Raw genomic sequence first — 24,387 nt, forward strand, 5'->3', positions numbered from 1 at the left:
GTCTCTCCTCAGGGTCGATTGTCGGCCGAGCTCTGTCGATTGTCGGCGGAGCTTTTGAGAAAGCGGGAGATCGCGAATCCCGCGAGCACAGCGCCGCCGAAGATGGCCAGAGGCTCCTTGCGCCCGAAATCGTTGAGGGTCCTCATCAGATCCTCGACGCTGCGCCGTCGAAGCGCTCCGGCTCCTTCTTCGAGCCGCGAAGCCGCGGCGTGGACGAACTCGGCGGCCTTCGGCAATTGCTGCGTGAGCTCGTCGGCTGCGCCGTGGACGGCTTTGGCCATCTCGTCGACGCGGTTCGCGCCGGTCTGCTTTTTCCGCTCGGCAGCCTGTTCGGCTTCGGTGATTGCGTCTTCTGCTTGCATGCGAATTCCTCCCTCGGCGCTCAAGCCTCTGCGGCTCGAGCGGGCGCATTGTCCACTTGTTTCTTCAGCGGGCCAAACGCGAAAGGACCTGCGATGTTCCTAGAAAGGTTTTGAGTGTATGCAGGCCGAGACCGCGCGCATCGCTCGATTGAAACTGGATGGATCGTTCGGTCGAAAAGAAGCGAAAATCATCTTCCAAGAATCTCTTGGCTGGTGCGATCAAGCGGCGCCAGGCGGTCTTGTTCATTGGCGCGGGAGTCTCGATGGCCGTCGGGCTGCCTCCTGGCAGGACCCTGATAGACCATCTGTTAAAGGAACTCGAACTCGGTCCCGAGGTGATAGACGGTATGAATGACGGCTATCAAATGCTCGCCGAATTCTATCGGCTGAAGCAGGGTGGAATGGGCTCGTTAGCTGGCTCGATCACAACTGCAAATGGGTCGACGTTCGATGTCGGCGGCCAGCCGATCAGTCCTCAGGCCATCGGGCCGCTGGCGAAGGTCGAGCGCTGACAACTGCTTCTGCGGCGGCTTGCGCTAAGCACCTTCCTATTTAGCCAATCGATCCGGCCGGCGGCCGATGGAGGAGCCCGTCTCCTTACCGGATTGGAACAGGGTTCGCTCTTCCGAATTGTGCTCTTTAGAGGAAGCGTATGGAGACTGCGCTGAAGGCGTGGCCCACGATGTGCCGCGCCTGCATTCCAGCCAATTCATTAAGTAGGAGCGGGACATGCACCAGCTTATATATCTTGTTGGACTGATCGTAGTAATCCTCGCCATCCTTTCCTTCTTTGGGCTTCGTTGAGCCAATTGCCATGACCACGATCGAAGAGGAACGGATCTATCCCGGCCATATGGCAGCTCCAAGATATCTAGGCTGGACGCCTGCCATCGCAGGAGCGTTGATCGCAACGGCGCTTTCCGCCGTTCTGATCGCCTTCGGAACGGCCATCGGATTGGGCGTGGCATCCTCCGCGCCAACCTGGCGCGACGCCTCGGTGGCGCTTTGGCTGCTATCGGGCATCTATCTGATATTAGTGTCGCTGGTCAGTTTCGGCCTCGGCGGCTACGTCGCCGGCCGCATCCGAACGACCATGCCTGCCGCTGATGGTGATATCGAGTTCAGGAACGGCCTCCACGGCCTGGCTGCCTGGGCCATCGCCGTCGTCATGACCGTGCTCATCACCGCTCTGGTCGGAAGCGCGACCCTCGCGCGTGCGCCTTCCACCCAAACCGTGCACGCCGCCAGCGCGGCGGAGCCGATGTTGAGTTACGAACTCGACCGGCTGTTCCGTCCGGCGCGACGAACGCCCAATGCCGAGACGGCGATGGAGCGTGCCGAAGCCGGACGAATCCTGCTCGCCTCCTCCAGCCACAGCGGTGTCGCGGCCGAGGACCGCGCTTATCTGGTGCACCTGGTGAACGGCGTTACCGGGCTGGCTGGCCCCGACGTCGAACGCCGCGTCGATAATATCATCGCCAGCGCCAAGAGCGCCATTGCCCGTTCGCGGCGCAGCGCCATCATCGCGGCATTTTCGGTCGCGGCTTCAATATTGCTTGGAGCCGTGGTGGCGTGGTTCGCGGCCTGCGAGGGCGGTCGCCATCGCGATGGCGCGGGGCCGGGCTGGCTGACAAATCGTCCTTTGACAGCAAGAGAACAAGGTATCCCGTGAATGGAGGCGGCTGCCACGCGGCTGCAAGGCGATGTTCACGAGCCCGAACACGATACGATTCGCAGAGGCGATGGCTCCGGCACCCTTCATCTCTGGTCGGACCTGTTGCGCGAATTCAGGAACGTCTATTCGAGGAAGCCGTTCTGGACGGTCAGGCGCTTCGGTCGCATTGACGCTTTACCTGCAAGATCGCAGGCAAGGAAGACGTCCTGCGTTTGCAGCGTGCGCTGCGGGCGCTGGAGAGTGCCAGGAGCTCTCTCAAGCAATGTGGCAAAACCGGTTCGGTGAAAGCAGATCCGGCGCTCTCCGAGAGCGTCAATGTGCTCCGACGCGAGTGAAGAAAATGCGAAAGCTGGCTCGAGGAATTCTGCGGGGGCGAAACCAGCTACGGGAAAGCGCGGCGGGCGCTACCGCAGAGCCGATCGACCCATAGCTTCAGCGGCGCCCGCTCTTCGAGCCAGTGCAAAGGGTGGCGTTGTCTGACAGCTTATGCCCCTCAGGGAACCCCCTTTGATCAGAAAAGTTCATTTGGAGGCAGGATAGGAGGCGATGTGTCGCTGGTCGAGCCACCGGATAGCGCGCAGGCGATCGTCGACCCGCGGGATGCCGCCGAATCTGCGGGCCTGAGTTATGTTTCCGACGAACGGCCCGGTATTCGGCGCAAGAAGGCGGGGACGGGATTCAGTTACACACGACCCGACGGCTCGAGGCTCGAGCCTGACGCGCTGAAGCGGATACGGGCACTCGCGATCCCGCCCGCCTGGACTGACGTGTGGATCTGCCCGTTCCCGGATGGCCACATCCAAGCAACCGGGCGTGACGCAAAGGGTCGCAAGCAATATCGCTACCATGCGCGCTTCCGCGAGGTGCGGGAAAGCACGAAGTACGAGCATGTGGTCGCATTTGCAGACGCCCTGCCTTCCATTCGAGAAACAGTACGCGAGCACATGGCATTGCGCGGTCTGCCGCGCGAAAAAGTTATGGCAACCGTCGTACATCTCTTGGAGACCACGTCGATACGTGTAGGGAATGACGATTACGCCAGGCAGAACAACAGCTATGGCCTGACCACGTTGAAGAACCGGCACGTGGCCATCGAGGGAAACGAGGTCCGTTTCCGATTCACTGGTAAGGGCGGCAAACAATGGTCGCTGCACGTACGAGACCGGCGTCTCGCCAAGATCATTCGGGCCTGTCAGGAGCTCCCCGGGCAGGAGCTCCTTCAGTACATCGATGAACAAGGCAATTGCCAGGATGTCACATCAACCGATGTGAATGAGTATCTCAAGGCAATTACCGGTAAAGACATTACGGCAAAGGATTTCCGAACCTGGGCGGGGACGGTGCTGGCGGCCATGGCCTTGAGCGAACTTGAGAGCTTCGACAGTGCCGCTCAGGCCAAGCGCAATCTTCGCAGCGCGATCGAAAAAGTCTCCGCAAGTCTCGGCAACACGCCGACGATCTGCAGGAAGTGCTACATCCATCCGGAAGTGCTGAACGCCTACATGGACGGAAACCTGGTCCTCGAGATCAAGTTACAAGCCGAGAGCGAGCTTCGGAGCGCTGTCGAAAATCTGAAGCCGGAGGAAGCCGCCGTGCTCGCGTTACTGCGCGCCTGGCTCGCCAAAGTGGCCGAGCAGCCGAAGAGCGCCGATCCCAACGTGTTGTCTGGCAAGCGGGAGGCGCTCCACAACCACGGGCCACGTGCCATGCCGAAGATCGAGAGCAAGAGCGGCGATGCATGCAAAGCCTTCCGATGAGGAACCCGAACCGTCCTTCCTCCTCAAGCCGCCGATCCAGCAAGCGAAGAAAACGGCCGACCGTCTCTGATTGCCGTTGCGCCAGGGCGGCGGAACACGTGGGAAGCCGCTGACCTGCCAATTCGAAGCCCTGCCCTGTGTTAGCAGCCGGAGCGGGCGATGGGCCAAGGGACTCGTCCGGCAGGAGTGATCTCGATGCTGATGATGAAGAACGAACGGCGGCCGGCCCTCCAGACGCTACGCGGCTGGGCAATCTCGGTGCTGCAGTAGACAAGCGCGCGAGGAGTACGGCTGGATGAAGGACCGTGCAGATCCGCATTCCCGCGAGATGGCGCTGATCGTCGCGTGCCAGGATCCACCCTTTGGCGTTTCACCGAACGAAGCTCTTGCACCGGTCAAGGACGACCTTGACTCGAATGGCGACACACGCCCGGCGTGTCTGCCCGATTGGGGCTAGGCTACTTCCCGCTTCTCACCGATTCCCCGGGGCCGGTCGACCGGTTCTTCGACGACTCAATTGGCAACTGGGAATGAGCGCTGCCTAGCGTTATAGGCCGCCACGCCCCTCCCAGTACGTAGGCGTCCCGTAGTACCGATGCGTGCGCGTTTCCCAATCTCTATCCTGCCAGGAGTCGTCACTGAACTCAGGCGCATCCTTGAGCTGTTGCTCGGTGATACTGGTTCGAAAACCACCAAGCGACGTATCATATGTTAGAGCGCCCCACGGGATGGGGTAATGGCTGTGGCCTAACCCAACAAATCCGCCAAAGCTCATGACGGCATAAGCCACGCGACCTGACACCTTGTCGATAATGAGGTGATCAATCTCACCGATGTTCTTTCCACCTGCCCCATAAACCTCGGTTCCCTGAATGTCTTCGCTTGAGATGCATTGATGATCCGGATGGGCTGTAGCGCGGGCCATTGGCTTCCTCCCTCAGTGGGTTTTGTCGACTTAACTCGGCCGCTACGGGGTCGTTCCTGGCGCTCCGGAGGACATTTCACAACGAAAGCGCCCGCCGTAGCGCTCATCACCGATCTATCGTCACCGACACTGACTCTAACAACCTCCAGTCCGCAGCATTCGCAGCAATAATAGGTGCCGTCCCTATTCAAGGCCGTACGGAACGGACCAGCCGGGGGCGGCCTGACGTTCGTGAGAGTATTACGGACCCTTCTGTTCAAGCAGGGACACTTCCGAATTTGGACCCAAACCGGAAGTCGGCATGCCAACGATAACTAAGAACAGAGGAGATGGCACCTTTGGCCCCGCCTTGTCCTTAATTTCGCTTTTGTTCATTATCGTCGTCATATCCGAAGACGATGCAAACAGGTTCCGCAAGCAGGCTAAGGAAGCCCGTCAGCACGTAAGGAGGCTCGCCATGAACAAACTAGCGTCTGTTGTTTTCGCCGTGGTTCTTTCAGTGGGTTCGCTAAGCCTGGCAAGGGCCGATCAGCCGGGGCCAGATTGGATGCCCGCCCAGCAAGTAATCGAGCAAGTTCTCAAGTCGGGCTATACCCAGGTTACCCAACTAGAAGCCGATGACGGTCGATGGGAAGGCGAAGGCATCAAGAACGGTCAGAAAATGGATTTTCACGCCGATCCAAAGACCGGCGTAATCACATTCGAAAAGCTCGACGACTAAGGGCAACCGCCTATTATTGCGTCGAGCATCTAATAAAATTGTCCAAATGATTCGATGTTAGGGCGGCGCAGAATAGGAATGGCAAAGTCATCAAAACTCGTTGCGGCAAAACGCGGGCGGGTCTTGTTGGTTAGAAGAAGGCGCGACCGGTTATGGATGTTTCCGGGGGGCCGCAGACGTGGCCGGGAAACGGAGAAAGCTTGCTTGCGCAGGGAAATCCGGGAGGAGCTTCCAATGCTCAAGCTGGGACGCTTGAAGCTCTGGAAGGAGGTCAAGGCCAAGAACCCCAGATCAGGACGGAAGATGAGCGATGCTATATTTATAGCTAACAAAGCCTCCGGTCGTCTCGCCATCGGTGACAAGAAGGAAATAGACAAGGCGGCGTGGCATAAGCCGCGCGGCATGCGATTAACACCGACCTCTCGTTACATCCGCGACAAGCTGTTCCCCCAGCGAGGCTAACTACTTCCGCGCTTGGCACGTTTGAGACGTGCCGACGTACGCTGCGGATGTCCGCTGATCGGGGTGGACCGGAAGTGGCTGGCCGACCGTCAAAACGGCGCGAATGATCCGACGCGGATCTCTGCAGACGTCTAAAGTATCGTGGGCGCCGCAAGATCATTGTAGTCAATTACAATTGTTGCGTTAGCTTCGGGCTGACAGCCTTGAAGATATAGGCGCTGCCCCTCCACATAGCGTCGGTTCGATGGAGCTGCAGGATCCGGAGACGAGCCATCTCGCGAAGCACACCGCGCTACTGACACAGCAAAGTCCGTTCTGAAAAAAATTGACACGTCCCAGTACGTGAGAAATTCGGGCCGATGCAGAAAGATACCGTCGATCAGCAAGATTGAAGACGGGAGTGCCTCGACCTCAACAAGGGGCACCTCATGGTCCATCACATGGTCAAAGAATGCTCGACGATGGCGCTGAGACCCGCCAGGACTTAGCGGATCCAACAGATACTTTCTGAGTGCGGCGTAGTTGTAAGAATCCTCGAAGAAGCCCTCAGGGGAATGCCTTCCTCGTTGGTATCGGACAACCCTGGGATTGTGAAAACCGTCGACCGATGCGCGAATTACTGGTCGTCCCAAAGCGGACATCGAACCGGCGAGTTCATCGGCAAATGTTGTCTTTCCAGCGCCGTCAACTCCATCAACAGCCACGCGGATCGTTCGATCTGGCGATACTTTAACAAGGCGCTGCGCGAGCTTGGCAAGCAGGTGCTTTCTCTTGTCCATTCCGATTGGATCATCCGTTATTTGCCAGGGCCCCGCGGACTGCCGCTGCTCAAGCCGCCATTCGGCAGCATCGTGGCGATCGACATGAACAGCGGAGAGCACCGCTGGCGCATCCCGGTTGGTCGGAGCGATGCCATGGCTCCAATCCGGAACCTTGGCATCCGGGGACAGCTGGGATTACCTCACCGCAGTTGGGTGTTGGTGACCAAGACGGCCATGATCGTCGTGCAGGCCGGGTATTTTAGTCCGCCCCGCTTCGTGCCGGGACTCAATTGGCCGATCCGGGACCTCCACAACTTCGATCCGCATTTATGGGTCTATGATAAATCGAGCGGCGAGATGCTGGCGGAAATTGTGCTGCCGTCCAACGCGACCGGCGCGCCGATCACTTACATGGCTGGCGGCAAGCAGTACGTCGTTTTCCCGGTCGGCGGTGGTCCGATAGTTGAAGAGCTGATTGCCGTTTCTTTATGATCGGTGCCGAATGTCCGTTTTTGGCACTTTGAGACATGCTCACTGGCCCTGACGACGTCCGTTTACAGGGGAAGACCGGAAGTAGTCGATTGATGGTGCGGATCGTGGGCAGAGCACGCTGTTTCCTGAATGCGTGGAAGACTGGATCGGCGAGGACAATCCAGTTCGCGTCATCGACGTCCTCGTCAACGGCCTCGATCTGGCCGAGCTTGGGTTCGGCGGGGTCGATCCCGAGGCAACCGGCCGGCCATCGTACCATCCCTCGATACTCCTCAAGCTGTACATCTACGGCTATCTGAACCAGGTGCAGTCGAGCCGGCGGCTTGAACGAGAAGCTGGACGCAACGTCGAGGTCATGTGGCTGCTGGGTCGGCTCGCACCTGATCACAAGACGATCGCAGACTTCCGCAAAAGACAATGGCCTGGCGCTTCGCAAGGTATGTGCGCGCTTCGTCGAACTCTGCCGTGAGATGAGTCTTCTCTTTGCCATCGACCTCAAAGCGTCGCTGAACTGGAAGCGAGACTGTCGTGGCGCTGATTCAACTCACACCGCCGAGCTTTCCCGATGTGCGATCGCACGATCAACTCGAAGCTGAGATGATTGCGGCAGACGCGTCGATGCAGCAGCATGGCAGTCACTTGGCCCCGACATGAAGCGAAGAGCCCATGGGTGAGAAATTCTCGGCACCTTGCCGCCGACCGGCGCCGATACGGTATAACATGGCGTACGCGGGTTTTTTTCTGTCCATCAGGATGAGGTCTGAGTATGTGCTACCCGCCTCCAGCGAAGAACCCTACTCCCATCGCCACGACGCTGAGTATCATCGCCGCGGTCGATAGCCATCCGAACCAATACAGCGGTCCGCCGATGACATAGGGGCCCATCACGTCCGTGCGGCGCGCCATGAACATCAACAGCATCATGACGGGAACGGCGAGCACGCCGTTGATGACGGCGCTCCAATACAACGCCGAAATCGGGTTGACCGGCGTAAAATTGAGCGCGATCCCGATCGCCGCCGATAACGCCAGGACGGCGTAGAACGCGGCGGCCGCCTTGGGCTTGCGCGCGAGCCCGACCGGCCATCGCCGCGCCTCGCCGACGGCGTAAGCCGCGGCGCCGGCGAGCACCGGGACGGCCAGCAATCCGGTGCCGATGATCCCAAGCGCAAAAATAGCTTCCGCGAATGGACCGGCGATGGGACGCAACGCTTCGGCCGCCTCTGCCGAACTCTGGATGTCGGCTTTTCCCGCCGCGTGCAACGTTGCGGCCGCCGTGACGATGATCGACAGCGCGATCAGGTTGGAAAACGCCATGCCGGTGATGGTATCGGCGCGGATACGACTAAATTCCCTTTGCGCGCCGTAATGCCTTTCGATCAGCGGATGCTTCCGCCCATCGACGCGCTGGTCTTCGGCTTCCTGCGAGGCCTGCCAGAAAAACAGATAGGGCGAGATCGTGGTGCCCAGAATCGCGACAACGGTGGTGAAATAATCCGCGCTCCAGGTCAGGCGCGGGACCAGAATGCCGCCCAGCGCGTCGCTCCACGAAACCTTTGCAAAGGCGAGTGCTGCGACATAGGCGAACAGGCTGAGCGTCAGCCATTTCAGTACCGATACGTAGCGTTTGTAGTCGAGGAAGATCTGCGCCCCGACCGAGGCGATGCCAAACAGCAGGACGTAGACGATGCTGTATCCGCCGACCAGCAATTTGGTCACGTCCGCCATCGCGCCGAGATCGGCGGCGATGTTGATGGTGTTGGCAATGAACAGCAACGCCACCACCGCATTGAGCAGCCCCGAGGAGTAGTGCCGGCCGACATTGCCCGAAATGCCGTGCCCGGTGACACGGCCGACACGCGCGGAAATCTCCTGGATTGCTGCCATCAGCGGAAAGGTCAGCAGCATGGTCCAGCCGATGCCGTAACCGAGCTGCGCGCCGGCCTGACTGTAGGTGCCGATTCCCGACGGATCGTCATCGGACGCACCGGTGATCAGCCCCGGTCCCAGCCCTTTCAGAATGTTGCGAAAGCGGAAGGGTTGACGATGCCCGGACTTGGATTCCGGCTTTTCGCGGCCGGAACGCTTTTCCGTGCGACGCGTCGAATTTGACTTGTTGCGCTTTGCCATACCCGGGTCCGGCCGTTGCGACAACTAATCGGACTGACTTCGGTTCCGGGCGGAGACCTCGGGGGCGGCATCGCACAAGACACAATCTCACGCGGCAGGGCGACGGGCGATGGTCATGATTGGCTCCTGTTATGAAGGTTGGCCCGCCGCTGCCGCGGGACGCGTCACCAGATAAATGCCTGCCGCGACGGGAATGATGCCGAGCAAGTCGCGAAATTCGACATGCTCGCCGAGCACGAGAAAGACGAACAGCATGCCGACCGGCGGCATCAGGAAGTGATAGGCGCTCGCCGCCGTCGCACCGCAGACCTTTAGGAGGTGAAACCAGAGCAGGTAAGCAAGGATCGATCCGCCCAGAAAGAGGAAGGCGAACGCGTCCGACAGCCTCGCGCTGGCACGATATCGCTGACGTCAGCCAGCGTGAACCCAAACTCCAGCAGCACAACGCCCGCGGCGAGATTCTTTGAATCACCTGTAGCGTGGAGTTCGTGAGTGGCGTTTCAGCGTCGAAAACCGACGGCCATCGGCGTCAAGGCGCCGCTGCCTGGCTTCATTGAGCTGGCCTTGGCCACCTCGGTCGAGAAGGTGCCGAACGCTGACCACTGGCTTCACGAGATCAAATTCGACGGCTATCGCGTCCAAGTTCATATCAACAGCGGTCGCAAGAAAGTCTACACGCGCAACGGACAGACTGGACTAAACGATTTTCGGTTATTGCTGGCGCTCTCGATATACCGGGTCAAACCATCATCGATGGGGAAGTAGTGGTCGTCCATGAAGGACGCACCAACTTTTCCGAACTTCAAGCCGAACTTGCCGCGGGCAGACAGGATCGACTGGTCTTTTATGGGTTCGACCTCCTCTGGCGCGATGGAGATCTCCGCGAACTCCCGCAGATCGAACGCAAGCAACGCCTGCTCGGCAAAAACGACATCGAACTTCCTGTCCTGTTTTCCGAACATCTCGTCGGAGATGGCCAACGGATGTTCGAGTCATGCCGCCAAGTTGAACTGGGAAGGCATCCTTTCGAAGCGAGCAAATGCGTCGTACCGGTCGGAGCGAAGAACTGAGGCCATGCACAAGGGCAAGTTTCCGGTCGTCGGGTTCGTCAAAGACCCTAGTGGCGTCGCTGCGCTCTTCCTCGGTAAGCAGGAAGGAAAGGAATTAGTTTACATGGGCATGGAACATCCGGCGGCCGGCGGCGGGGACGCCTATGAGATCACGGGCGAATCGTAGGACAAGGCCGTGCTTGATCTGCCATCGTCGCCGCCGCTTGAGCCGTGGAGCACTATGAGAGCTGCCGATATGGGACGTTGATAGCCTAGGGGCCGAGGAGCTCGACCATGACGAGATCCTGCGTTTCCTGATCACCAACCTCAATGAGGAAAAGGCGGCGAACACGAAGCTCGATACCATCGCGTTTCGGAAGAGCTTCAACATCAAGGCGTCGAACGCCGCCTGACTCAGCACCGGCTGCCAGGTTTCGGGGAGCGGCGACTTGGCAGGGTCTTGAGGAGCCGGCGGGACGCCTTTTACAGGAAGGGCTTGCCGCCGGTGACGGCAATCGTCGCGCCGGATACGTAGCTTGAAAGGGGATCGGCCAGCATGACATAAGCGGTCGCCAGTTCGACGGGCTGACCGGGACGCTTCATCGGGACTTGTTTGCCGAAGTTCTTCACGGAGTTCTCAGGCAACGTGGATGGGATGAGCGGCGTCCAGATCGGCCCCGGAGCAACCGCATTGGCACGAATGCCCTTCTCGGCCAGAAGCTGCGCCAGTCCCGCCGTGAAATTGTGGATCGCGCCCTTGGTCGTTGCATAGGCCAGCAGCGTCGGGTTGGGGACATCCGAATTGATCGACGCCGTGTTGATGATGCAGCTACCCGGCTTCATGTGGCTTATCGCTGCCTTGGTAAGATAAAACATCGCATGGATGTTCACCTTAAACGTCAGTTCCCATTCCTCGTCGCTAATGTCGTCGATCGATTTGAAGCTGGCCTGATGCGCCGCGTTGTTGACGAGGATATCTATACCGCCCAGCTCCGATACGGCCTTCGCGATGACGGCGCGGCATTGACTGGAGGTCTGTAGATCGCCGGGAAGCAGGACGGCCTTTCTGCCGGCTTCCGTCACCAGCCGCTCGGTCTCCCGGGCATCGTCGTGCTCGTCGAGATAGGAGATCAAGAGGTCAGCTCCCTCTCTGGCGTAGGCGATGGCAACCGCGCGGCCGATCCCGCTGTCGCCGCCGGTGATGACGGCCTTCTTGCCGTTGAGGCGACCGCTGCCCTTGTAGGACGTTTCGCCATGATCGGGCGCCGGCTTCATCGCGGCAGTCTTGCCGGGCATTGGCTGGTGTTGGTTTGGAAACGGAGGGCGGGGAAAATTCAGCATGGCTGCCTTCTCTCTGATCCCAATTGCGTTCCAACCTCCGTTTTGCAGATTGGTTCCTGCACCGAAGCAGGCGAACGGCGCGCGGACCCCGCGTAGCTTAGGCTGGCAGGTGAACTTTCAGGTGACACCATCCTCAAGGGGTCGATAGACTACCGCGACGGTTTCGTAATTTTGCCGGACGTCAGAGCGACATGGCCATTTTGGCTATCCGCGGGGCCGGAATGGTCGGGACGCACGCGGAGACTGGCGGCCGGCTTGCCTGTTACGGGGCCGGACGGCGATCGGGCACTGAGGGAACCAAGGCGGGCCTGATGCCGGGATGAAATTCGCTCACATCGGGATGAACCAGTGCCTTGTAGCGGCGGAGATACTCCTGTGCCATTCGTCTTGCGGTAAACCTTTCCTCGAAATGCCTGCGCACCTGGCTTCGATCGAGTTCGGAGAGTCTTCCAATCGCTGCAACAGCTTCTGCTTCTCCCGTTACGACAAAGCCGGTGATGCCGTCGTCGATGACCTCCGGCACCGAGCCGGACTTGAACGCGATGACGGGCGTGCCGCACGCCATGGCCTCGATCATGACGAGGCCGAACGGTTCCGGCCAATCGATCGGAAACAACAGTGCTGCAGCGCCCGCCAGAAACTGCCGCTTCGCTTCATCATTGACCTCGCCGGTGAGCTGGACCTGCTTCCCGTCGATCTGCGGCTCGAGTTGTTCTTTGAAGTAGCCCGTTTCGCCCCGCGGCACCTTTGCAGCGATACGAAGCGGCATCTTGGCAGCGCGCGCGATTCGGATGGCGGCTTCCGGTCCTTTCTCCGCCGTCAGCCGACCCAGGAAGGCGAGGTAGGAGCCCGCTTCGAAGGACGGCTGAAACAGGTCGGCCGGCAAGCCATGATAAATGGTGCCGATCCAGTTGGCCTCGCTCAAGGGAGCGCGCTGGTTATCCGATATCGAGACGAACGGCGCATCGGGAAAGCGGCGGACCACGTCTGCAAAGCCCGGCAAGTCCATGCGCGCGTGGCACGTGGTGAGAAACGGCACGCCAAGCCGGCTCAGCAGCGGCAGGTGCAGCCAATCGATATGGGCGTGAATGATATCGAACTCCGTCGCGTGCCGCGCCACCGCCTCCAGCAGGGCTGCCTGCGCCACCATCGGATCCGTCCTCGGCCGACCGAGGCGAAGCGCCCGCGGCCAAACGGCATGAAGCTTGGCTGACGTCTTCGAATCCCCGCTGGCAAACAGCGTCACCTCATGCTCAAGGCTTACGAGTTCATCAACCAGCCACGCCACCACCCGCTCGGTGCCGCCGTAAAGCTTGGGAGGCACGCTTTCGACCAGAGGCGCTACCTGGGCAATTCGCATCGGCTTCCACCATGGAGATCGAACCCGACCGTCAGATCACCGGTCGCTCGTATTTGGACAGCAGATCGAGCCAATCCTCTAACAGCCGGCTCATCAGAAAGTTCTGGCGCACGCTTTCCTTCGCACGCAAACCGATCTGCTTCCGAAGCCTGGGATCTTTCAAAAGCTGCACCATTCTTGCCGCCGCCTGCTCGGGCGTGCTCACCAGAAATCCGTTCCATCCATCCTTGATCTGGTGCCGGATGCCTCCCACGTCGCCGCCGATGATGGCGGCGCCCTTCCACATCGCCTCGGTGACCGTGAGACCGAAGCCTTCGCGGAGCGACTTCTGCAGGACGACGGCGGCGGAGCGCTGCAGCGCGTTCACCAGCGTTGGATCATCGACTGCAAGAACAACGATGTCTTCATTGGCAACGCGCTCGATCGTCTCGAGGATTTTGCCGCCTTCCGGATCGTCGGAGGCGTTGTTGCCGACAAGCACCAGCCTACAGTCGACCTGCTTTCTCGCCTTTCGGAAGGCTTCAATCACCCCCATCGGGTCCTTCCATCGATCGAACCTGGAAATCTGGGTCACCAACGGACGATCTGTCGGAATTTTGTAGTTGCGGAGGAATTCTCGTATCTCTCGATCGGACAGCTCCCGGTTCTTCGCAGAAAACGGATCGATCGCCGGGGTGACGAACTGCTGGTCGACGTGAAGATCCTGACCGTATTCGGGTAGCGAGAAGATAGCGGCGTTATATTGTTCGATGAACTGGCGCAGATACGTCCATACCGGAGCGTATGGCGAAGAAAGATCGACGTGACATTGCCAGAACCAGGGCATCTCCAGATCGGGAAAATGAGTGATCAGCGGCAGAGGCTGGGGATCGTGCACGATGATCGCATCGCAATCGTCAAGATGAAGCCGCGCAGCGTTTTCGAATACGACCTGTTCGTAGATCGTCTTTTCTGCGTCGGAAAACTCCTCGTTCTCGCCTTGCAGCGTGTTGTGAAGCTTCTTGGTGCTGCCAAAGAAGCCCGGCGTTCCCTGAATCAAATGCCAGTCGGTTTCGATGCCCATCGCGTTCATCATCAGGGTCAGCGGCGTAAGTAGTTCGGTGACGCCTCCGCCATAGAACGTTGAACTGATATGGGCGACGCGCATCGTGCGCATCCGCTCGGCCTTGGCGGCTATGCGCTTGACCGTCGCAGCGCCGATCAGCGGCTCGTACTGTTCAAGCGTATGCAGCCCGAGGGTGGATCGTTGAACGGCAGAGCTGAGCATAGACATCGAAGTGTCGCCCTTACAGTTCTCGAGCGCGGGAACGCGGCCTCGACGGGTTTTACAAACTCCCCAAACTTGCAACGGCACAGAAAAGTTGATCGGTGCCCCTCCAGGACGCTTCTTCCATTTTTTCCCATGCAATAAGTCTGGAAGCGCCAAGAAGTTTCTCCGGCTGGAGCTCGGTCGAGAAGTTGAACTAGATGAACGTTTGTTCATCGTGCTTATTGGACGAGTAATGGAGCTGCTCGAAACGTGTTGATCCCGATCGCATGATATCTTGGCGCGCTCTCGACTGCGCTGCGACCCGACCAATCGAGCTCTGCCGTAGGGTGCATGCCGCTCGGCGAAACGACGCGCGTGCTCAAATGCGATTGGGTGCGACCTGATCGAAGCCGTTGCCATCGCGATCCCGAATTTTACGGCGAGCGCGAGCAGGCCGAGGAGAGGATTTTCCCGCAGCCGCTCGACGGGCAAGTCTTATAGGTAAATTCTGCCGGCTACCTGAACGTTTGTTTTCATTGATCCCGGGTCGCGCGAGCGCTGCCTCGACAGGTTCCAATTTGCGATATCTGTTGCCGTTGAATCTCGGACGCACCGGGAAAAATGGGAAACTTCCAAAGACAATGTGAGTTTTGCTGTCAAATCGGACGTGCCGATTCCCGGCATCCGGCTTTCCGGCCGAATTCGCTGCACATCACGCGGCGGTGGGCCAAGATGCACGCGGCGATGCTGCAGCACCCGTGGGTTCCCCAGTGATCACACTTGTTGGAGTTGGAGGATGGTCGATGAAGTTCTTCGAAAGGCGGTCGACACGGCTTGGACCGTCTATCTGGCGACGCATCGCGATGTCGACGTTGCGGACGGTCGACGATGCCTATTGGAGCGCCATTTGCGAGGGAGGTTGGAGGCCAGCCAAAGCGAGACTGAAGAACTCACGTGTTCTGGACTCGCCTATCTTGACCGGCTTCCCAGGGACGAATGATAAAGCGGATAGAATTGCTACTCGGACAGATAGCAGCAGGAAGCGCGAGACCGGATTGGACATTGCTCGCCCTTTCGTCGCTGCTATCAGCGACGCTGGTCCTGGCATTGCAATCCATTGGTAGATGAAGCCTTCACTCGCGAGTTGCCGTGTACGAATCAGGCAGCTCACCGGCCTCATCGTGAAGAGCGAGGAATAGGCCGAAGCGGTCACCAACTCGCGCGATTGGACAGAAGAAAGTCCGCCAGCGTTTCGAAGAGCTCTCACCGCTCCGGATGGCGCGAGCCTATGAGAGCAATTACCGGCCGCTGTGCAACCGTGTAAATGAGATCGTCCCCCGCGGGGAAATCCGACCCCCGGGCAGACCGTTTGAATGCATGTCTAGTTATCTGCGCCCGACCAGAACACCGACCAAGAACGCTATAGTGAGTGCGTGTAGGGGCGCTTCTTGAGTCCAACGCGCCAAGCGGTCGAGAGGCGCACCTGGGTGCCGGCCTGCTTCGACGGCGTCGGCGACGGACTGAGTGGTTTCCTTGACCGTCTGGGTAGCCGCCTGAACGGCCTCCTTGGCCTGGTCGAGCTTGTTTGGGCCATCGATACGTTCACCGATCATCTGAGCTCTCCACGGCAACGCGGAAGATCGACGCCTGGAACGGAGAATGGTTCCCGGACACCTGTTCGCACTGCATTGCAGGGCGAAATATTTGAGAAGATTGAGCAGTCCCGCCACAGCATCGTTCCGCTCGCTGCGCATATAGAGGCTGGATGTACTCGCGCGCGTTAGTTCGGAGTTCAGAAAGCTCCGTGCTGAATTCAGGGCTTCTTTTCGTCCGCCCTAAACTGTTCTCCTCCGGACGCACCCATTTCCCCGATTGGACGCCACTCCGCGGCTGCAACGAGTAGGAACGAGAACCTAGTCTAAGCGTTGCGGATTCAGATAAGCCGGAGGATCCATCATGGACTGGAACCGAATTGAAGGGAATTGGAACGAGGTCAAGGGCAAGGTCAAACAGAACTGGGCCAAACTGACGGACGATGATCTGACCGCCATCAACGGCCGGCGCGATGAGCTCGAAGGTCGGCTGCAAAAGCGCTACGGCTACGCCAAGGATCAAGCCCGTAAGGACGTTGACGATTGGTTTTCGACATTGCCCTGAACCTCACGTTTAGGACAAACGCAAACCGGCCGCTCTTCTTAAACCGCCTTGCCACCCTGCGAGGCGGTTTTTGCAGCAACCGGATTTGGCAGGCGCATACTCCAGGAACGACCGCAGCGGTCCTCTATAGTCCCTAACCCGTGCAACCCTGTTCGTGCCGGCAAGCAAAAGAGTTTGCCCGAAAACGATTCAGATTCTGCCCATCAGAATTAAAATCAGCAGGATAATAATCACGAGGCCCAATCCACCGCCGCCATAGTAGCCGGTCCCATAAAATGGGCCGCCGCCAATTCCGCTAAAGCCACCCAACAAGGCAATCACCAAAATAATCAGGATGATTGTACTGATCGACATGGACCATCTCCATTCCGCATGTGCGCAGAGTGGAAAGACAAGCCAAGGCTGGAACTGTTGTTCCAACACATGAGGTGGTCATGGGGACGCACCCGGAACGTCATAATCTCCTTTTCGTTAATTGCCGAGGGCAGTGCAAACTGTGGAGGAGAGGATTCCATGACTAAACGCTTTTTGATCTCGGTTGCTGCGGCGACCCTGATCGCCGGAACCGGTTTCGCCAACGCGCAGGGTACCGGGATGGGCCGTGAATCGCCGTCGGGCGGTGCCGCAACCCAGCAGGGCGGCGCAACAGATCAGAAGTCCGACATGAAGTCCGAGCAGAAGGGCATGAAAGCCGAGGGCAAGGAAGACCGCGGCGGCATGAAGGCCGAACAAAAGGGTGATCGTGAGCAAACGACCGGCCAGGGCACGACCCAACGTGACCAAGGCCGTGATCAGAGCACGACACAAGGCCGCGAGCAGACCACGCCCCAGAAGGACCAGAAGGCCCAGGGCAAGGAAGACCGCGGCGGCATGAAGGCCGAACAAAAGGGTGATCGTGAGCAGACGACTGGCCAGCAACGTGACCAAGGCCGTGATCAGACCACGACCCAGAAGGACCAACCTACGACGCAGAAGGACCAGCCTGCGACGCAGAAGGACCAGAAGGCCCAGGGCAAGGAAGACCGCATGCAGAGTGAGACGCAGGGCGGAGCCGCGACCACGACGGGCCAGGCTGGCGCCGCCGCGAAGCTCTCGACCGAGCAGCGCACCCAGATCACCAGCGCGATCAAGGAGACCCGCGTTCAACCGGTGACGAACGTGAACTTCTCGATTTCGGTCGGCACAAAAGTACCGCGCGATGTGACCTTCCACACGCTGCCGGAGCGAGTGGTGACGATCTATCCGGAGTGGCGCAGGTACAAGTACATCCTCGTCAAGGAGCAGATCGTGATCGTCGATCCGAACACTTACGAAATCGTGGCGGTTCTGGAGGCCTAAATCCGACGGTTAACTGCGAGTCCAAGGCGGGCAGAAATGCCCGCCTTTCGCATGGGGGCATGCCTGCTCAAAACCCCGTATGCTGCCCCGCGGCTTCGATCTGAGATTCATCCGTTGCGATCAACAGATTGAAATTGTTCTGGACGCTATACTTGGCAAGCTCCAACGCGATTCCCGTTGGAAGCGCCCGTTACGATGGCCCCATGGGCTATAGTCCGCGAACCCTTTCGGAATGGAAACGGCAAGGCTGCGACGTGTTTGTCTGTTTCGACAACGCCCAAAAAAGCGTGGCGCCGGCCGATGCCAGATACTTGAGCGAGATGACGGGCCGGCCCGATGACGGCGGAACTAATAGGAACTAGTCGCCCGATCGGCCGTTTTGATATTCATGGTCATTGTCGACTGATCGGGTTTTTGGGATGGATCCTTTCATCGATCGGCGTAGCCAATCGCTTTGGATTGACATTGCGGTTGCCCCAAACGCAACACGGCTACAGGGCAACAAGAAATGCGATGTTGTAATCATTGGCGCGGGTATTGCCGGGATTTCTACGGCCTATGAAGTTGTCATCGGAGGTTCGCGCGTCATCGTGCTCGATCGTGGGAAGATCGCGGGCGGCATAACGGCGCGTACCACTGCGCATCTGGCGCCGCTCTGCGATGATCTGACGTCCGCGATGATCGGCCTGCGCGGGGAGGACACATCCCGCCTGTTCTACGAGAGTCAGGCCGCAGCGGTGGATCGCATCGAGGAAATCCAGCAGTGGGAATCCATCGACTGCGATTTCCGACGCTTGGACGGCTTTCTGTTTCAGGCGCGCGACACCGATGCGAAGGTCATCGAGGATGAATTGGATGCGGTCCGCGCGATCGGCGCGCCCGTCCATCGGCTGGTCGGCGTTCCCCTCGCCCATTGCGCGCAGCAGCACGTACTGCGCTATCCGCGCCAGGGCACGTTTCATCCTCTGAAATATCTCAGGGGTCTTGTCGCAGCCGTCGAGACAAAGGGTGGCAGCTTCCACTGTGACACGATCGTCGAACGGATCGAGGAGCACGACGGCAAGGTTGTTGTGACGGCCAGCGGCGGTACAGTAACTGCCCAAGCTGCGGTCGTGGCTACAAATGCTCCGATCGTCGATCGATTCGCCCTGCATACCAAAATGGCTCCCTATCGCACCTACGCGATGGCGTTTTCGATCAGGAAAGGAGCTATCCCGGATGCGCTGTACTGGGACACCTTGGATCCCTACCACTACGTACGGCTGCAGCCCGATGATGATCGAACCGATTTCCTCATCGTCGGGGGTGGCGACCACAAGAGCGGCGAAGCCGATGACGCCGAGGTCCGCTTTCAGGCCCTTGAAGCCTGGACGCGCAATCTCATTCCAGCCGCGCAAGACGTCACCCACCGGTGGTCGGGACAGGTCCTCGACACTATCGATTACGCTGGCTTCATCGGCAGAAGTCCGGGAAGCAACAAAATCTACGTGCATACCGGCGATTCTGGCCAAGGCATGACGCACGGCGTGGCGGGCGCCATGATCAACTCAGCACTGATCCTGGGGCGCGAAACCAAATGGGCCGACGTGTATGAGCCCTCGCGCAAGACGCCCGCGATCGGCAACTTCCTGAGAGAGAACGTAACCGCCGTGAAGAACTTCGCCGAGTACCTCGCGCCGGGCGAGCTGGCCGATGTCAGCGACCTGAAAGTCGGACACGGCGCCATCATCCGGCAGGGTACAGGCAAGATCGCAGCCTATCGTGACCCTTCCGGCGCGCTGTATGCCCGCTCCGCAGCCTGTACGCATATGGGCTGCCACCTGCATTGGAATTCATTCGAGACCTGCTGGGATTGCCCCTGCCACGGATCTCACTTCGCGATCGACGGAACACCGCTCAACGCTCCCGCCATCGGCCCGTTGGCTGAGGTAAGCATCAGGGCGGAACAACGCGATCCTGGGAACCTCAATTCGTTCGGTAGTCTCAATCGCCTCACCTAGATCCACGTGATAGACACCCGACGTTGTGCTATACGCTCCTCGGGGCCTGCACGCGGGCGTTCAGATACTGAATGAGCACGACTGTTTTTGCATCGATGATCTCGCCAGTCGCAACCCTGTTCGCAGCGTTCTCCAGGCTCGTCTCGACCACCTCGATATCTTCCCCCTCCTCCTTGATTCCGCCGCCTCCGCAAACTCTTTGGGCGGGCGAATAGGAGCAAGTGAAGAAGAAAATCTTCTCCATGATCGATGCAGGACTGACGTAGAGTTCGAACAATCGTTCGACCTCGACAATTCTGTAACCAAGCTCCTCTTCAATCTCCTTCCGGATTCGCTCTTCAGCTGTTGCCCCGTCAAGCTTCCCGGCGCAGGCTTCCAGCACGTTCTCCTGTCCATCTTGAAGGAATATGGGCAGCCTCAATTGCCGGGTCAGCAATACCGTCTTGCGAGCCGGATCATAGGGAAGAACGACAGCAGAATTTCCACTATCGTAAATCTCGCGCTTGCGCTGCTGCTGTTCGCCATCGCGCCTGCGCTGGGTATAACTGACGCTCATCAGCTTGCCTTTTTTGCTTTGCAGGAGCCTCTCGATGTTTCGGATATGCACTCTTTCGCCGACCGTTCTCATGGCCAATAAACGCCGACGGGCAGGTTTCGATCCAGGCGGCGGTACCCTCTGTCCGGAACGAGCCGACGCTGCTAGGCCCGCGTCCGGTAAGCCGGCCATTCTACCGCCACGCCCGCAAATAAAAACGTGACCGGCGGACGGGGCCTCTCGCATAGGCGCGCGGCATGGATGCGCCGCCGATGTTACCAGCGCGAGCCACGCGATGCCGCGAAACAGTAAATTATCGGATGCCTGCGCTATGGAAAACGAACTGAGCTTCCAGAGCCGTCCAAAGAACCTTCATCGCGCATACTTCCCAGACTCGTTAGAAGCTCGGGGAGGTCGTCTGCAACGATGCAGCATCCAGCCTCCAGCAGTGCTTCCTTGGCGAATCCGCCTGTAAGGAGACCGGCGGCTGCCACACCGGCTGACCTCGCGGCCTCGGCATCATATGGAGTATCGCCAATCATGATAGCCTGCTTGACCGAGATACCTAACCTTAGAACCGCCAACTCCACCAGCCGAGGGTCTGGCTTGCCATGCTCGACATCGTCCCCACACGCCACACAGGAGATGAGGTCGTCGACATCCAGAAGCGATCGGTAATGTTTGAGTTCTGGACCTTTGCAATCCGTAGCCAGCGCAATTCGTCCGCCGGCTTTGGCTATCGCCTCAAGTACATCACGCACGCCCGCGAAGGGCTTTGCCATTGCCAGATATTTGCCGTCGTAAATTTTCTCCTTGGCTTCAAGCACCCTTTTGCGCTCTTCAGCGCTCATAGCGGGCGCAATGAGCTGAAGCGTCTCGTCGCCGTCCAATCCAGAATAGAGTTGCAAAATTTCATAGGGTACCGTTGCGCCAAAATTGGCCAACGACTCCTGCAGGCTCAGCAAATTCTGGCGCACACAGTCGACTAGCGTGCCTTCCACATCGAATATGTAGCCGGAAAACATACGGCCTCGCATACCTTACACCGCAAGCGCCCTGGATGATAAAGTTGTGCGGTCGAAAACGGTTCCTAGACAAATGGCAAAGCAATCGTGTTTCGATCTGATGCGTCTTTTGTCGCGTTAGAGCTTCCGGTTCAGGCGAACCTGCCGCGAGATCAAGGCTCCCGGCGAGTCGACGGCCAAGCTCGCAAAACATCGATTGCCCGGCCAAGGCCAACTTTCCAACTTGGCGTTAGACGATTTGGGTTCTTCAGCGTGGAACCAACGGCTGCTTGTACTCGTAGGTTGCATACCGCATTTCCTTCCGCTTTCGCCAATGCAGCAAGCGCGGCCGTCGAAACGACCCGGTTACGGTGCCCGTCAAGAGGGCCGAAACCAACAGTTGCGAATTTCAATTCGACCATGGCGAGAACCATTGCTCGCGACCTAATGTTGCACGAGCGATCACCTGCTAGGGAGTCGAGGCGGTCCCGCAGGGCGAGAGCCCGCGGAGATGAACCGCGGCCTCCTTCTGACGAGCTCCAAATGAGTTCCGCCAGAGGAACATTGTGGCGGCGGCCGATTTATCCGTCCAGATTTCAAAGGAGGTTTGACATGGGGCCCGACGAGGTCCTGCGGGGAATGCTGATGTATTTCGTGCTGCCGCTTTGGCTGGCCGCCGGCTTTGCCGATTATCTATGTCATCGCGCCAGCCATATCGAAAAGACCAGCGGATGGAGGGAATCGGTCCTGCACCTTCTTCAGTTCGGCGAAATGGCTCTTCCGGTGCTGGCCGCGCTTTTCCTTGAAATTACATCGGGCGTGATTCTGGTTATGATCGTGTTTCTAATACTTCATGAAGCGACCGCCATTTGGGATGTCCGCTACGCGTCGGCAATGCGCAAGGTCGCGCCGGCCGAACAACACATCCATAGCGTTCTCGAAATGCTTCCCCTGACGGGTTTACTGCTGGTTATCGCGCTTCACTGGCCGGCTTTCGCTGCATTGTTCGGTTTTGGCATGCCGGATTTCTCATTCACGCTGAAGCAGCAACCGCTACCTGTAACTTACATCATAACGATGCTGGTCTTGACCGCGGTCCTGGAGGTTTTGCCCTACATGGAGGAGTTGATCCGCGGTCTGCGTCACCGGGACCAGCCAGCACAGGAATAGCCCATGCGCCTCCTGATTGTTGGCGGAACGGGTTTTATTGGATCTGCTATCCACGCACGGCTTTCCGCCGAAGGGCACGAATGCGTATTGGTGTCCCGTTCGCACACGGGGCTGAGCGGAGCCCGTCACGTCGCCCTTGACATCGCCCGGACGACGAACGCTGACAACTGGAAGCCAATTCTCAAAGGAATTGACGCCGTTATCAATGCGGCGGGGGCGCTGCAGGGGCAGGATATGCCCGGCGTGCATATTGCCGGCAGTGACGCGCTTTACGCCGCTTGCGAATCGGAACGGGTCCGCCGCGTCATCCTCCTTTCCGCCATCGGCGTACAGGATGCCCAGAGCGCTTTTTCGCGCACGAAGCGGGATGGCGAAGCGGCCCTTACATCACGCAATCTCAATTGGGTTGTTCTTCGACCCTCTGTCGTGATTGGCAGAGCGGCCTACGGAGGCAGCGCCTTGTTGCGTGGGCTTGCGTCGTTACCGATTCTGCCGGTCATGCCTGACACGGCACCCATTCAACCGGTGCAGCTGGACGACGTTGTCGAAACCATTGTCTTTTTCTTGAGACCCGACGCGCCTTCGCGCGTCGCGCTGGATTTGGCGGGGCCGCGGCAGATGACTTTCAGCGATGCCGTCGCCCTCTTCCGCCGCTGGCTGCGATGGCGGCCCGCTCGCCCTTTGAAGCTGCCTTCGTGGGCTGCTTCGTCCTTTTACTTAATGGGAGACCTCGCCCAGACATTCGGCTGGCGAACACCCGTCAACACGACGGCACAAGCCGAAATGCGGCGCGGGGCCACCGGCGACCCTGAACCTTGGCAACGCACGACGGGAATTGCGCCGCGCGAAGTTGAAGCCGCGCTCGCGAGCGAGCCCGCATCAGTGCAGGAGCGCTGGTTTGCAAGGCTCTACGCGCTGAAGCCGCTGATATTTGGCGTCTTCGGCCTGTTCTGGATCGTCACCGGTATCATTTCGCTTGGTCCGGGCTGGGAAATCGGCATGTCGCTGCTTCAGGAAGGCGGGCTGGAAGGAAATTTTGCCGCCCTCACCGTTATCGCAGGAGCCCTTGCGGATATCGTCATTGGTGTGGCTATCCTTTCGCGGCCCTTAAGCCGTTATGGCTTGTGGGCCGCGCTTATTATCTCGTTAGCTTACATCGTGATAGGGACGGCCCTGGTCCCACGATTGTGGAGCGACCCGCTCGGTCCCATGCTCAAGATCTGGCCGGTGCTGATGCTCAATTTGGTGGCGATGGCGATCCGGGAAGACCGGTAATGTTTTACTTCCTCCTCAAGTCGGTGCACGTCATCGGGGCTGCCATCCTCCTCGGCACCGGCGCCGGCATCGCCTTCTTTCTGCTTGTGGCGCATCTGCGCGGCGAGGCGCGTGAAGTGGCCGGCGTTGCGCGGACCGTGGTACTGGCTGATTTCCTGTTTACCGCGACCGCCATTATTCTTCAGCCAATTACCGGGATCTGGCTCGCATGGTTGAGCGGCTATTCTCTCAGGGATGGATAGATTGCAGCTTCCATTCTGCTCTATATTGTAACTGGCGCTTTCTGGTTGCCGGTGGTGTGGATGCAGATGCGTATGCGGGATCTTGCCATCCGCGCCGTCGAGTCGAACTCATCGCTACCCTACGAGTATACGCGTCTTTTCCGTTGGTGGTTCGCCTTCGGTTTTCCCGCGTTCGGCGCCGTACTCATCATCTACTGGCTTATGATCGCCCGTCCTGCCATCCCCTATTGGGACTAATCTTCGTTTGGTTCGTGCTCACGTACGGTCCGACCGGGGCGACGTTTTGGATGGGAGACAAAGACGTCGTGTGCTGCGAACCGGCCCGTTTAACTCTTGAGACCGACGACTGTAAGCTCGACGAACTCAAGGATGAACCTTGGCG

General features: G+C 59.0%; 25 protein-coding genes and 4 pseudogenes. 17 read left to right on the forward strand and 12 right to left on the reverse strand.

Annotation, left to right across the window (positions count from 1 at the left end; translation table 11 throughout):
- Positions 1-8: 8 nt before the first annotated feature.
- On the reverse strand, positions 9-362 hold the full coding sequence (locus GWE18_RS14825) for a hypothetical protein (protein ID WP_275186466.1): 354 nt from the start codon (positions 360-362) through the stop codon (positions 9-11).
- A 64-nt stretch (positions 363-426) separates the two neighbouring features.
- On the reverse strand, positions 427-609 hold the full coding sequence (locus GWE18_RS14830; protein ID WP_275186467.1) for a hypothetical protein: 183 nt from the start codon (positions 607-609) through the stop codon (positions 427-429).
- Positions 610-625: 16 nt separating this feature from the next.
- Between GWE18_RS14830 and GWE18_RS14835 the strand changes: the two genes are divergently transcribed.
- The 4 genes from GWE18_RS14835 (at position 626) to GWE18_RS42280 (ending at position 4,251) form a co-directional block, all read left to right on the forward strand.
- Positions 626-874 (forward strand): hypothetical protein, encoded by a 249-nt coding sequence (locus GWE18_RS14835; RefSeq protein ID WP_275186468.1) that lies wholly within the window; start codon positions 626-628, stop codon positions 872-874.
- A gap of 302 nt (positions 875-1,176) precedes the next feature.
- Complete coding sequence (locus tag GWE18_RS14840) at positions 1,177-2,034, forward strand: hypothetical protein (RefSeq protein ID WP_275186469.1); 858 nt, start codon at positions 1,177-1,179, stop codon at positions 2,032-2,034.
- Positions 2,035-2,591: 557 nt separating this feature from the next.
- Positions 2,592-3,794 (forward strand): DNA topoisomerase IB, encoded by a 1,203-nt coding sequence (locus GWE18_RS14845; RefSeq protein WP_275186581.1) that lies wholly within the window; start codon positions 2,592-2,594, stop codon positions 3,792-3,794.
- A gap of 295 nt (positions 3,795-4,089) precedes the next feature.
- Positions 4,090-4,251, forward strand: a complete 162-nt coding sequence (locus GWE18_RS42280) for a hypothetical protein (RefSeq protein ID WP_342804258.1) — start codon at positions 4,090-4,092, stop codon at positions 4,249-4,251.
- 90 nt (positions 4,252-4,341) lie between these two features.
- Here the strand turns inward: GWE18_RS42280 and GWE18_RS14855 are convergent, their stop codons facing one another.
- On the reverse strand, positions 4,342-4,719 hold the full coding sequence (locus tag GWE18_RS14855) for a PRC-barrel domain-containing protein (RefSeq protein ID WP_057851249.1): 378 nt from the start codon (positions 4,717-4,719) through the stop codon (positions 4,342-4,344).
- 301 nt (positions 4,720-5,020) lie between these two features.
- Between GWE18_RS14855 and GWE18_RS42285 the strand changes: the two genes are divergently transcribed.
- From GWE18_RS42285 to GWE18_RS14875, 4 genes and pseudogenes are all read left to right on the forward strand, one after another.
- On the forward strand, positions 5,021-5,440 hold the full coding sequence (locus tag GWE18_RS42285) for a PepSY domain-containing protein (protein ID WP_342804259.1): 420 nt from the start codon (positions 5,021-5,023) through the stop codon (positions 5,438-5,440).
- 78 nt (positions 5,441-5,518) lie between these two features.
- On the forward strand, positions 5,519-5,902 hold the full coding sequence (locus GWE18_RS14865) for an NUDIX hydrolase (RefSeq protein ID WP_275186470.1): 384 nt from the start codon (positions 5,519-5,521) through the stop codon (positions 5,900-5,902).
- 590 nt (positions 5,903-6,492) lie between these two features.
- Positions 6,493-7,155, forward strand: a complete 663-nt coding sequence (locus GWE18_RS14870) for a hypothetical protein (RefSeq protein WP_275186471.1) — start codon at positions 6,493-6,495, stop codon at positions 7,153-7,155.
- An 88-nt stretch (positions 7,156-7,243) separates the two neighbouring features.
- A pseudogene (locus tag GWE18_RS14875) lies at positions 7,244-7,634 on the forward strand (transposase); the annotation flags it as partial.
- A gap of 292 nt (positions 7,635-7,926) precedes the next feature.
- Here GWE18_RS14875 and GWE18_RS14880 read toward each other — a convergent pair.
- On the reverse strand, positions 7,927-9,285 hold the full coding sequence (locus GWE18_RS14880; protein WP_275186472.1) for a divalent metal cation transporter: 1,359 nt from the start codon (positions 9,283-9,285) through the stop codon (positions 7,927-7,929).
- A 129-nt stretch (positions 9,286-9,414) separates the two neighbouring features.
- Positions 9,415-9,749: pseudogene (locus GWE18_RS14885) on the reverse strand (EamA family transporter); the annotation flags it as partial.
- A gap of 28 nt (positions 9,750-9,777) precedes the next feature.
- Here GWE18_RS14885 and GWE18_RS14890 point away from each other — a divergent pair.
- From GWE18_RS14890 to GWE18_RS14900, 3 genes and pseudogenes are all read left to right on the forward strand, one after another.
- Positions 9,778-10,050, forward strand: coding sequence for a hypothetical protein (locus GWE18_RS14890; protein WP_275186473.1), 273 nt, complete (start codon positions 9,778-9,780; stop codon positions 10,048-10,050).
- Positions 10,050-10,355: a hypothetical protein gene (locus tag GWE18_RS14895; protein WP_275186474.1), complete on the forward strand. Its 306-nt coding sequence runs from the start codon at positions 10,050-10,052 to the stop codon at positions 10,353-10,355. The genes GWE18_RS14890 and GWE18_RS14895 overlap by 1 nt, the downstream gene beginning before the upstream one ends.
- 136 nt (positions 10,356-10,491) lie before the next feature.
- Positions 10,492-10,747 (forward strand): annotated as a pseudogene (locus tag GWE18_RS14900) (DUF892 family protein); the annotation flags it as partial.
- Positions 10,748-10,817: 70 nt separating this feature from the next.
- Here GWE18_RS14900 and GWE18_RS14905 read toward each other — a convergent pair.
- The 4 genes from GWE18_RS14905 to GWE18_RS14920 all read right to left on the reverse strand — a co-directional run bounded on the left by GWE18_RS14905 (position 10,818) and on the right by GWE18_RS14920 (position 15,897).
- Entirely contained in the window at positions 10,818-11,675 is an 858-nt protein-coding gene (locus tag GWE18_RS14905) for an SDR family oxidoreductase (protein ID WP_275186475.1), read from the reverse strand.
- Between the two features lie 262 nt (positions 11,676-11,937).
- Positions 11,938-13,035 carry a glycosyltransferase family 4 protein gene (locus tag GWE18_RS14910; protein ID WP_275186476.1) on the reverse strand — a complete coding sequence of 366 codons (1,098 nt, stop codon included), beginning with the start codon at positions 13,033-13,035 and terminating at the stop codon, positions 11,938-11,940.
- A 31-nt stretch (positions 13,036-13,066) separates the two neighbouring features.
- Positions 13,067-14,461 (reverse strand): glycosyltransferase, encoded by a 1,395-nt coding sequence (locus GWE18_RS14915; protein ID WP_275186477.1) that lies wholly within the window; start codon positions 14,459-14,461, stop codon positions 13,067-13,069.
- Between the two features lie 1,208 nt (positions 14,462-15,669).
- A complete protein-coding gene (locus tag GWE18_RS14920; protein WP_275186478.1) occupies positions 15,670-15,897 on the reverse strand; it encodes a hypothetical protein in 228 nt (75 codons plus the stop codon).
- A 343-nt stretch (positions 15,898-16,240) separates the two neighbouring features.
- Between GWE18_RS14920 and GWE18_RS14925 the strand changes: the two genes are divergently transcribed.
- Positions 16,241-16,441, forward strand: coding sequence for a CsbD family protein (locus GWE18_RS14925; RefSeq protein ID WP_108522348.1), 201 nt, complete (start codon positions 16,241-16,243; stop codon positions 16,439-16,441).
- Positions 16,442-16,630: 189 nt separating this feature from the next.
- Here GWE18_RS14925 and GWE18_RS14930 read toward each other — a convergent pair whose 3' ends face one another.
- Positions 16,631-16,795 carry a DUF3309 family protein gene (locus GWE18_RS14930; RefSeq protein ID WP_275186479.1) on the reverse strand — a complete coding sequence of 55 codons (165 nt, stop codon included), beginning with the start codon at positions 16,793-16,795 and terminating at the stop codon, positions 16,631-16,633.
- Positions 16,796-16,954: 159 nt separating this feature from the next.
- Between GWE18_RS14930 and GWE18_RS14935 the strand changes: the two genes are divergently transcribed.
- Together GWE18_RS14935 and GWE18_RS14940 are read left to right on the forward strand one after the other, a co-directional pair.
- Positions 16,955-17,779 carry a DUF1236 domain-containing protein gene (locus tag GWE18_RS14935; RefSeq protein ID WP_275186480.1) on the forward strand — a complete coding sequence of 275 codons (825 nt, stop codon included), beginning with the start codon at positions 16,955-16,957 and terminating at the stop codon, positions 17,777-17,779.
- A 419-nt stretch (positions 17,780-18,198) separates the two neighbouring features.
- Entirely contained in the window at positions 18,199-19,779 is a 1,581-nt protein-coding gene (locus GWE18_RS14940; RefSeq protein ID WP_275186481.1) for an FAD-dependent oxidoreductase, read from the forward strand.
- Between the two features lie 28 nt (positions 19,780-19,807).
- On the opposite strand, the gene GWE18_RS14945 is transcribed toward GWE18_RS14940, so the two are convergent.
- Both GWE18_RS14945 and GWE18_RS14950 read right to left on the reverse strand, forming a co-directional pair.
- Positions 19,808-20,407 carry an NUDIX domain-containing protein gene (locus tag GWE18_RS14945; protein WP_275186482.1) on the reverse strand — a complete coding sequence of 200 codons (600 nt, stop codon included), beginning with the start codon at positions 20,405-20,407 and terminating at the stop codon, positions 19,808-19,810.
- A 236-nt stretch (positions 20,408-20,643) separates the two neighbouring features.
- Complete coding sequence (locus GWE18_RS14950) at positions 20,644-21,339, reverse strand: HAD family hydrolase (protein WP_275186483.1); 696 nt, start codon at positions 21,337-21,339, stop codon at positions 20,644-20,646.
- A gap of 591 nt (positions 21,340-21,930) precedes the next feature.
- On the opposite strand from GWE18_RS14950, the gene GWE18_RS14955 reads away from it, so the two are divergent.
- The 3 genes and pseudogenes from GWE18_RS14955 (at position 21,931) to GWE18_RS14965 (ending at position 24,242) form a co-directional block, all read left to right on the forward strand.
- Positions 21,931-22,488 carry a diguanylate cyclase gene (locus GWE18_RS14955; protein ID WP_275186484.1) on the forward strand — a complete coding sequence of 186 codons (558 nt, stop codon included), beginning with the start codon at positions 21,931-21,933 and terminating at the stop codon, positions 22,486-22,488.
- 3 nt (positions 22,489-22,491) lie between these two features.
- Positions 22,492-23,763, forward strand: a complete 1,272-nt coding sequence (locus GWE18_RS14960) for an SDR family oxidoreductase (protein ID WP_275186485.1) — start codon at positions 22,492-22,494, stop codon at positions 23,761-23,763.
- A pseudogene (locus GWE18_RS14965) lies at positions 23,763-24,242 on the forward strand (DUF2269 domain-containing protein). The gene GWE18_RS14960 and the pseudogene GWE18_RS14965 overlap by 1 nt, the downstream one beginning before the upstream one ends.
- Positions 24,243-24,387 lie beyond the last annotated feature (145 nt).

Origin of the sequence: Bradyrhizobium sp. CSA112 (assembly GCF_029051645.1) — a bacterium.
GTDB lineage: Bacteria > Pseudomonadota > Alphaproteobacteria > Rhizobiales > Xanthobacteraceae > Bradyrhizobium.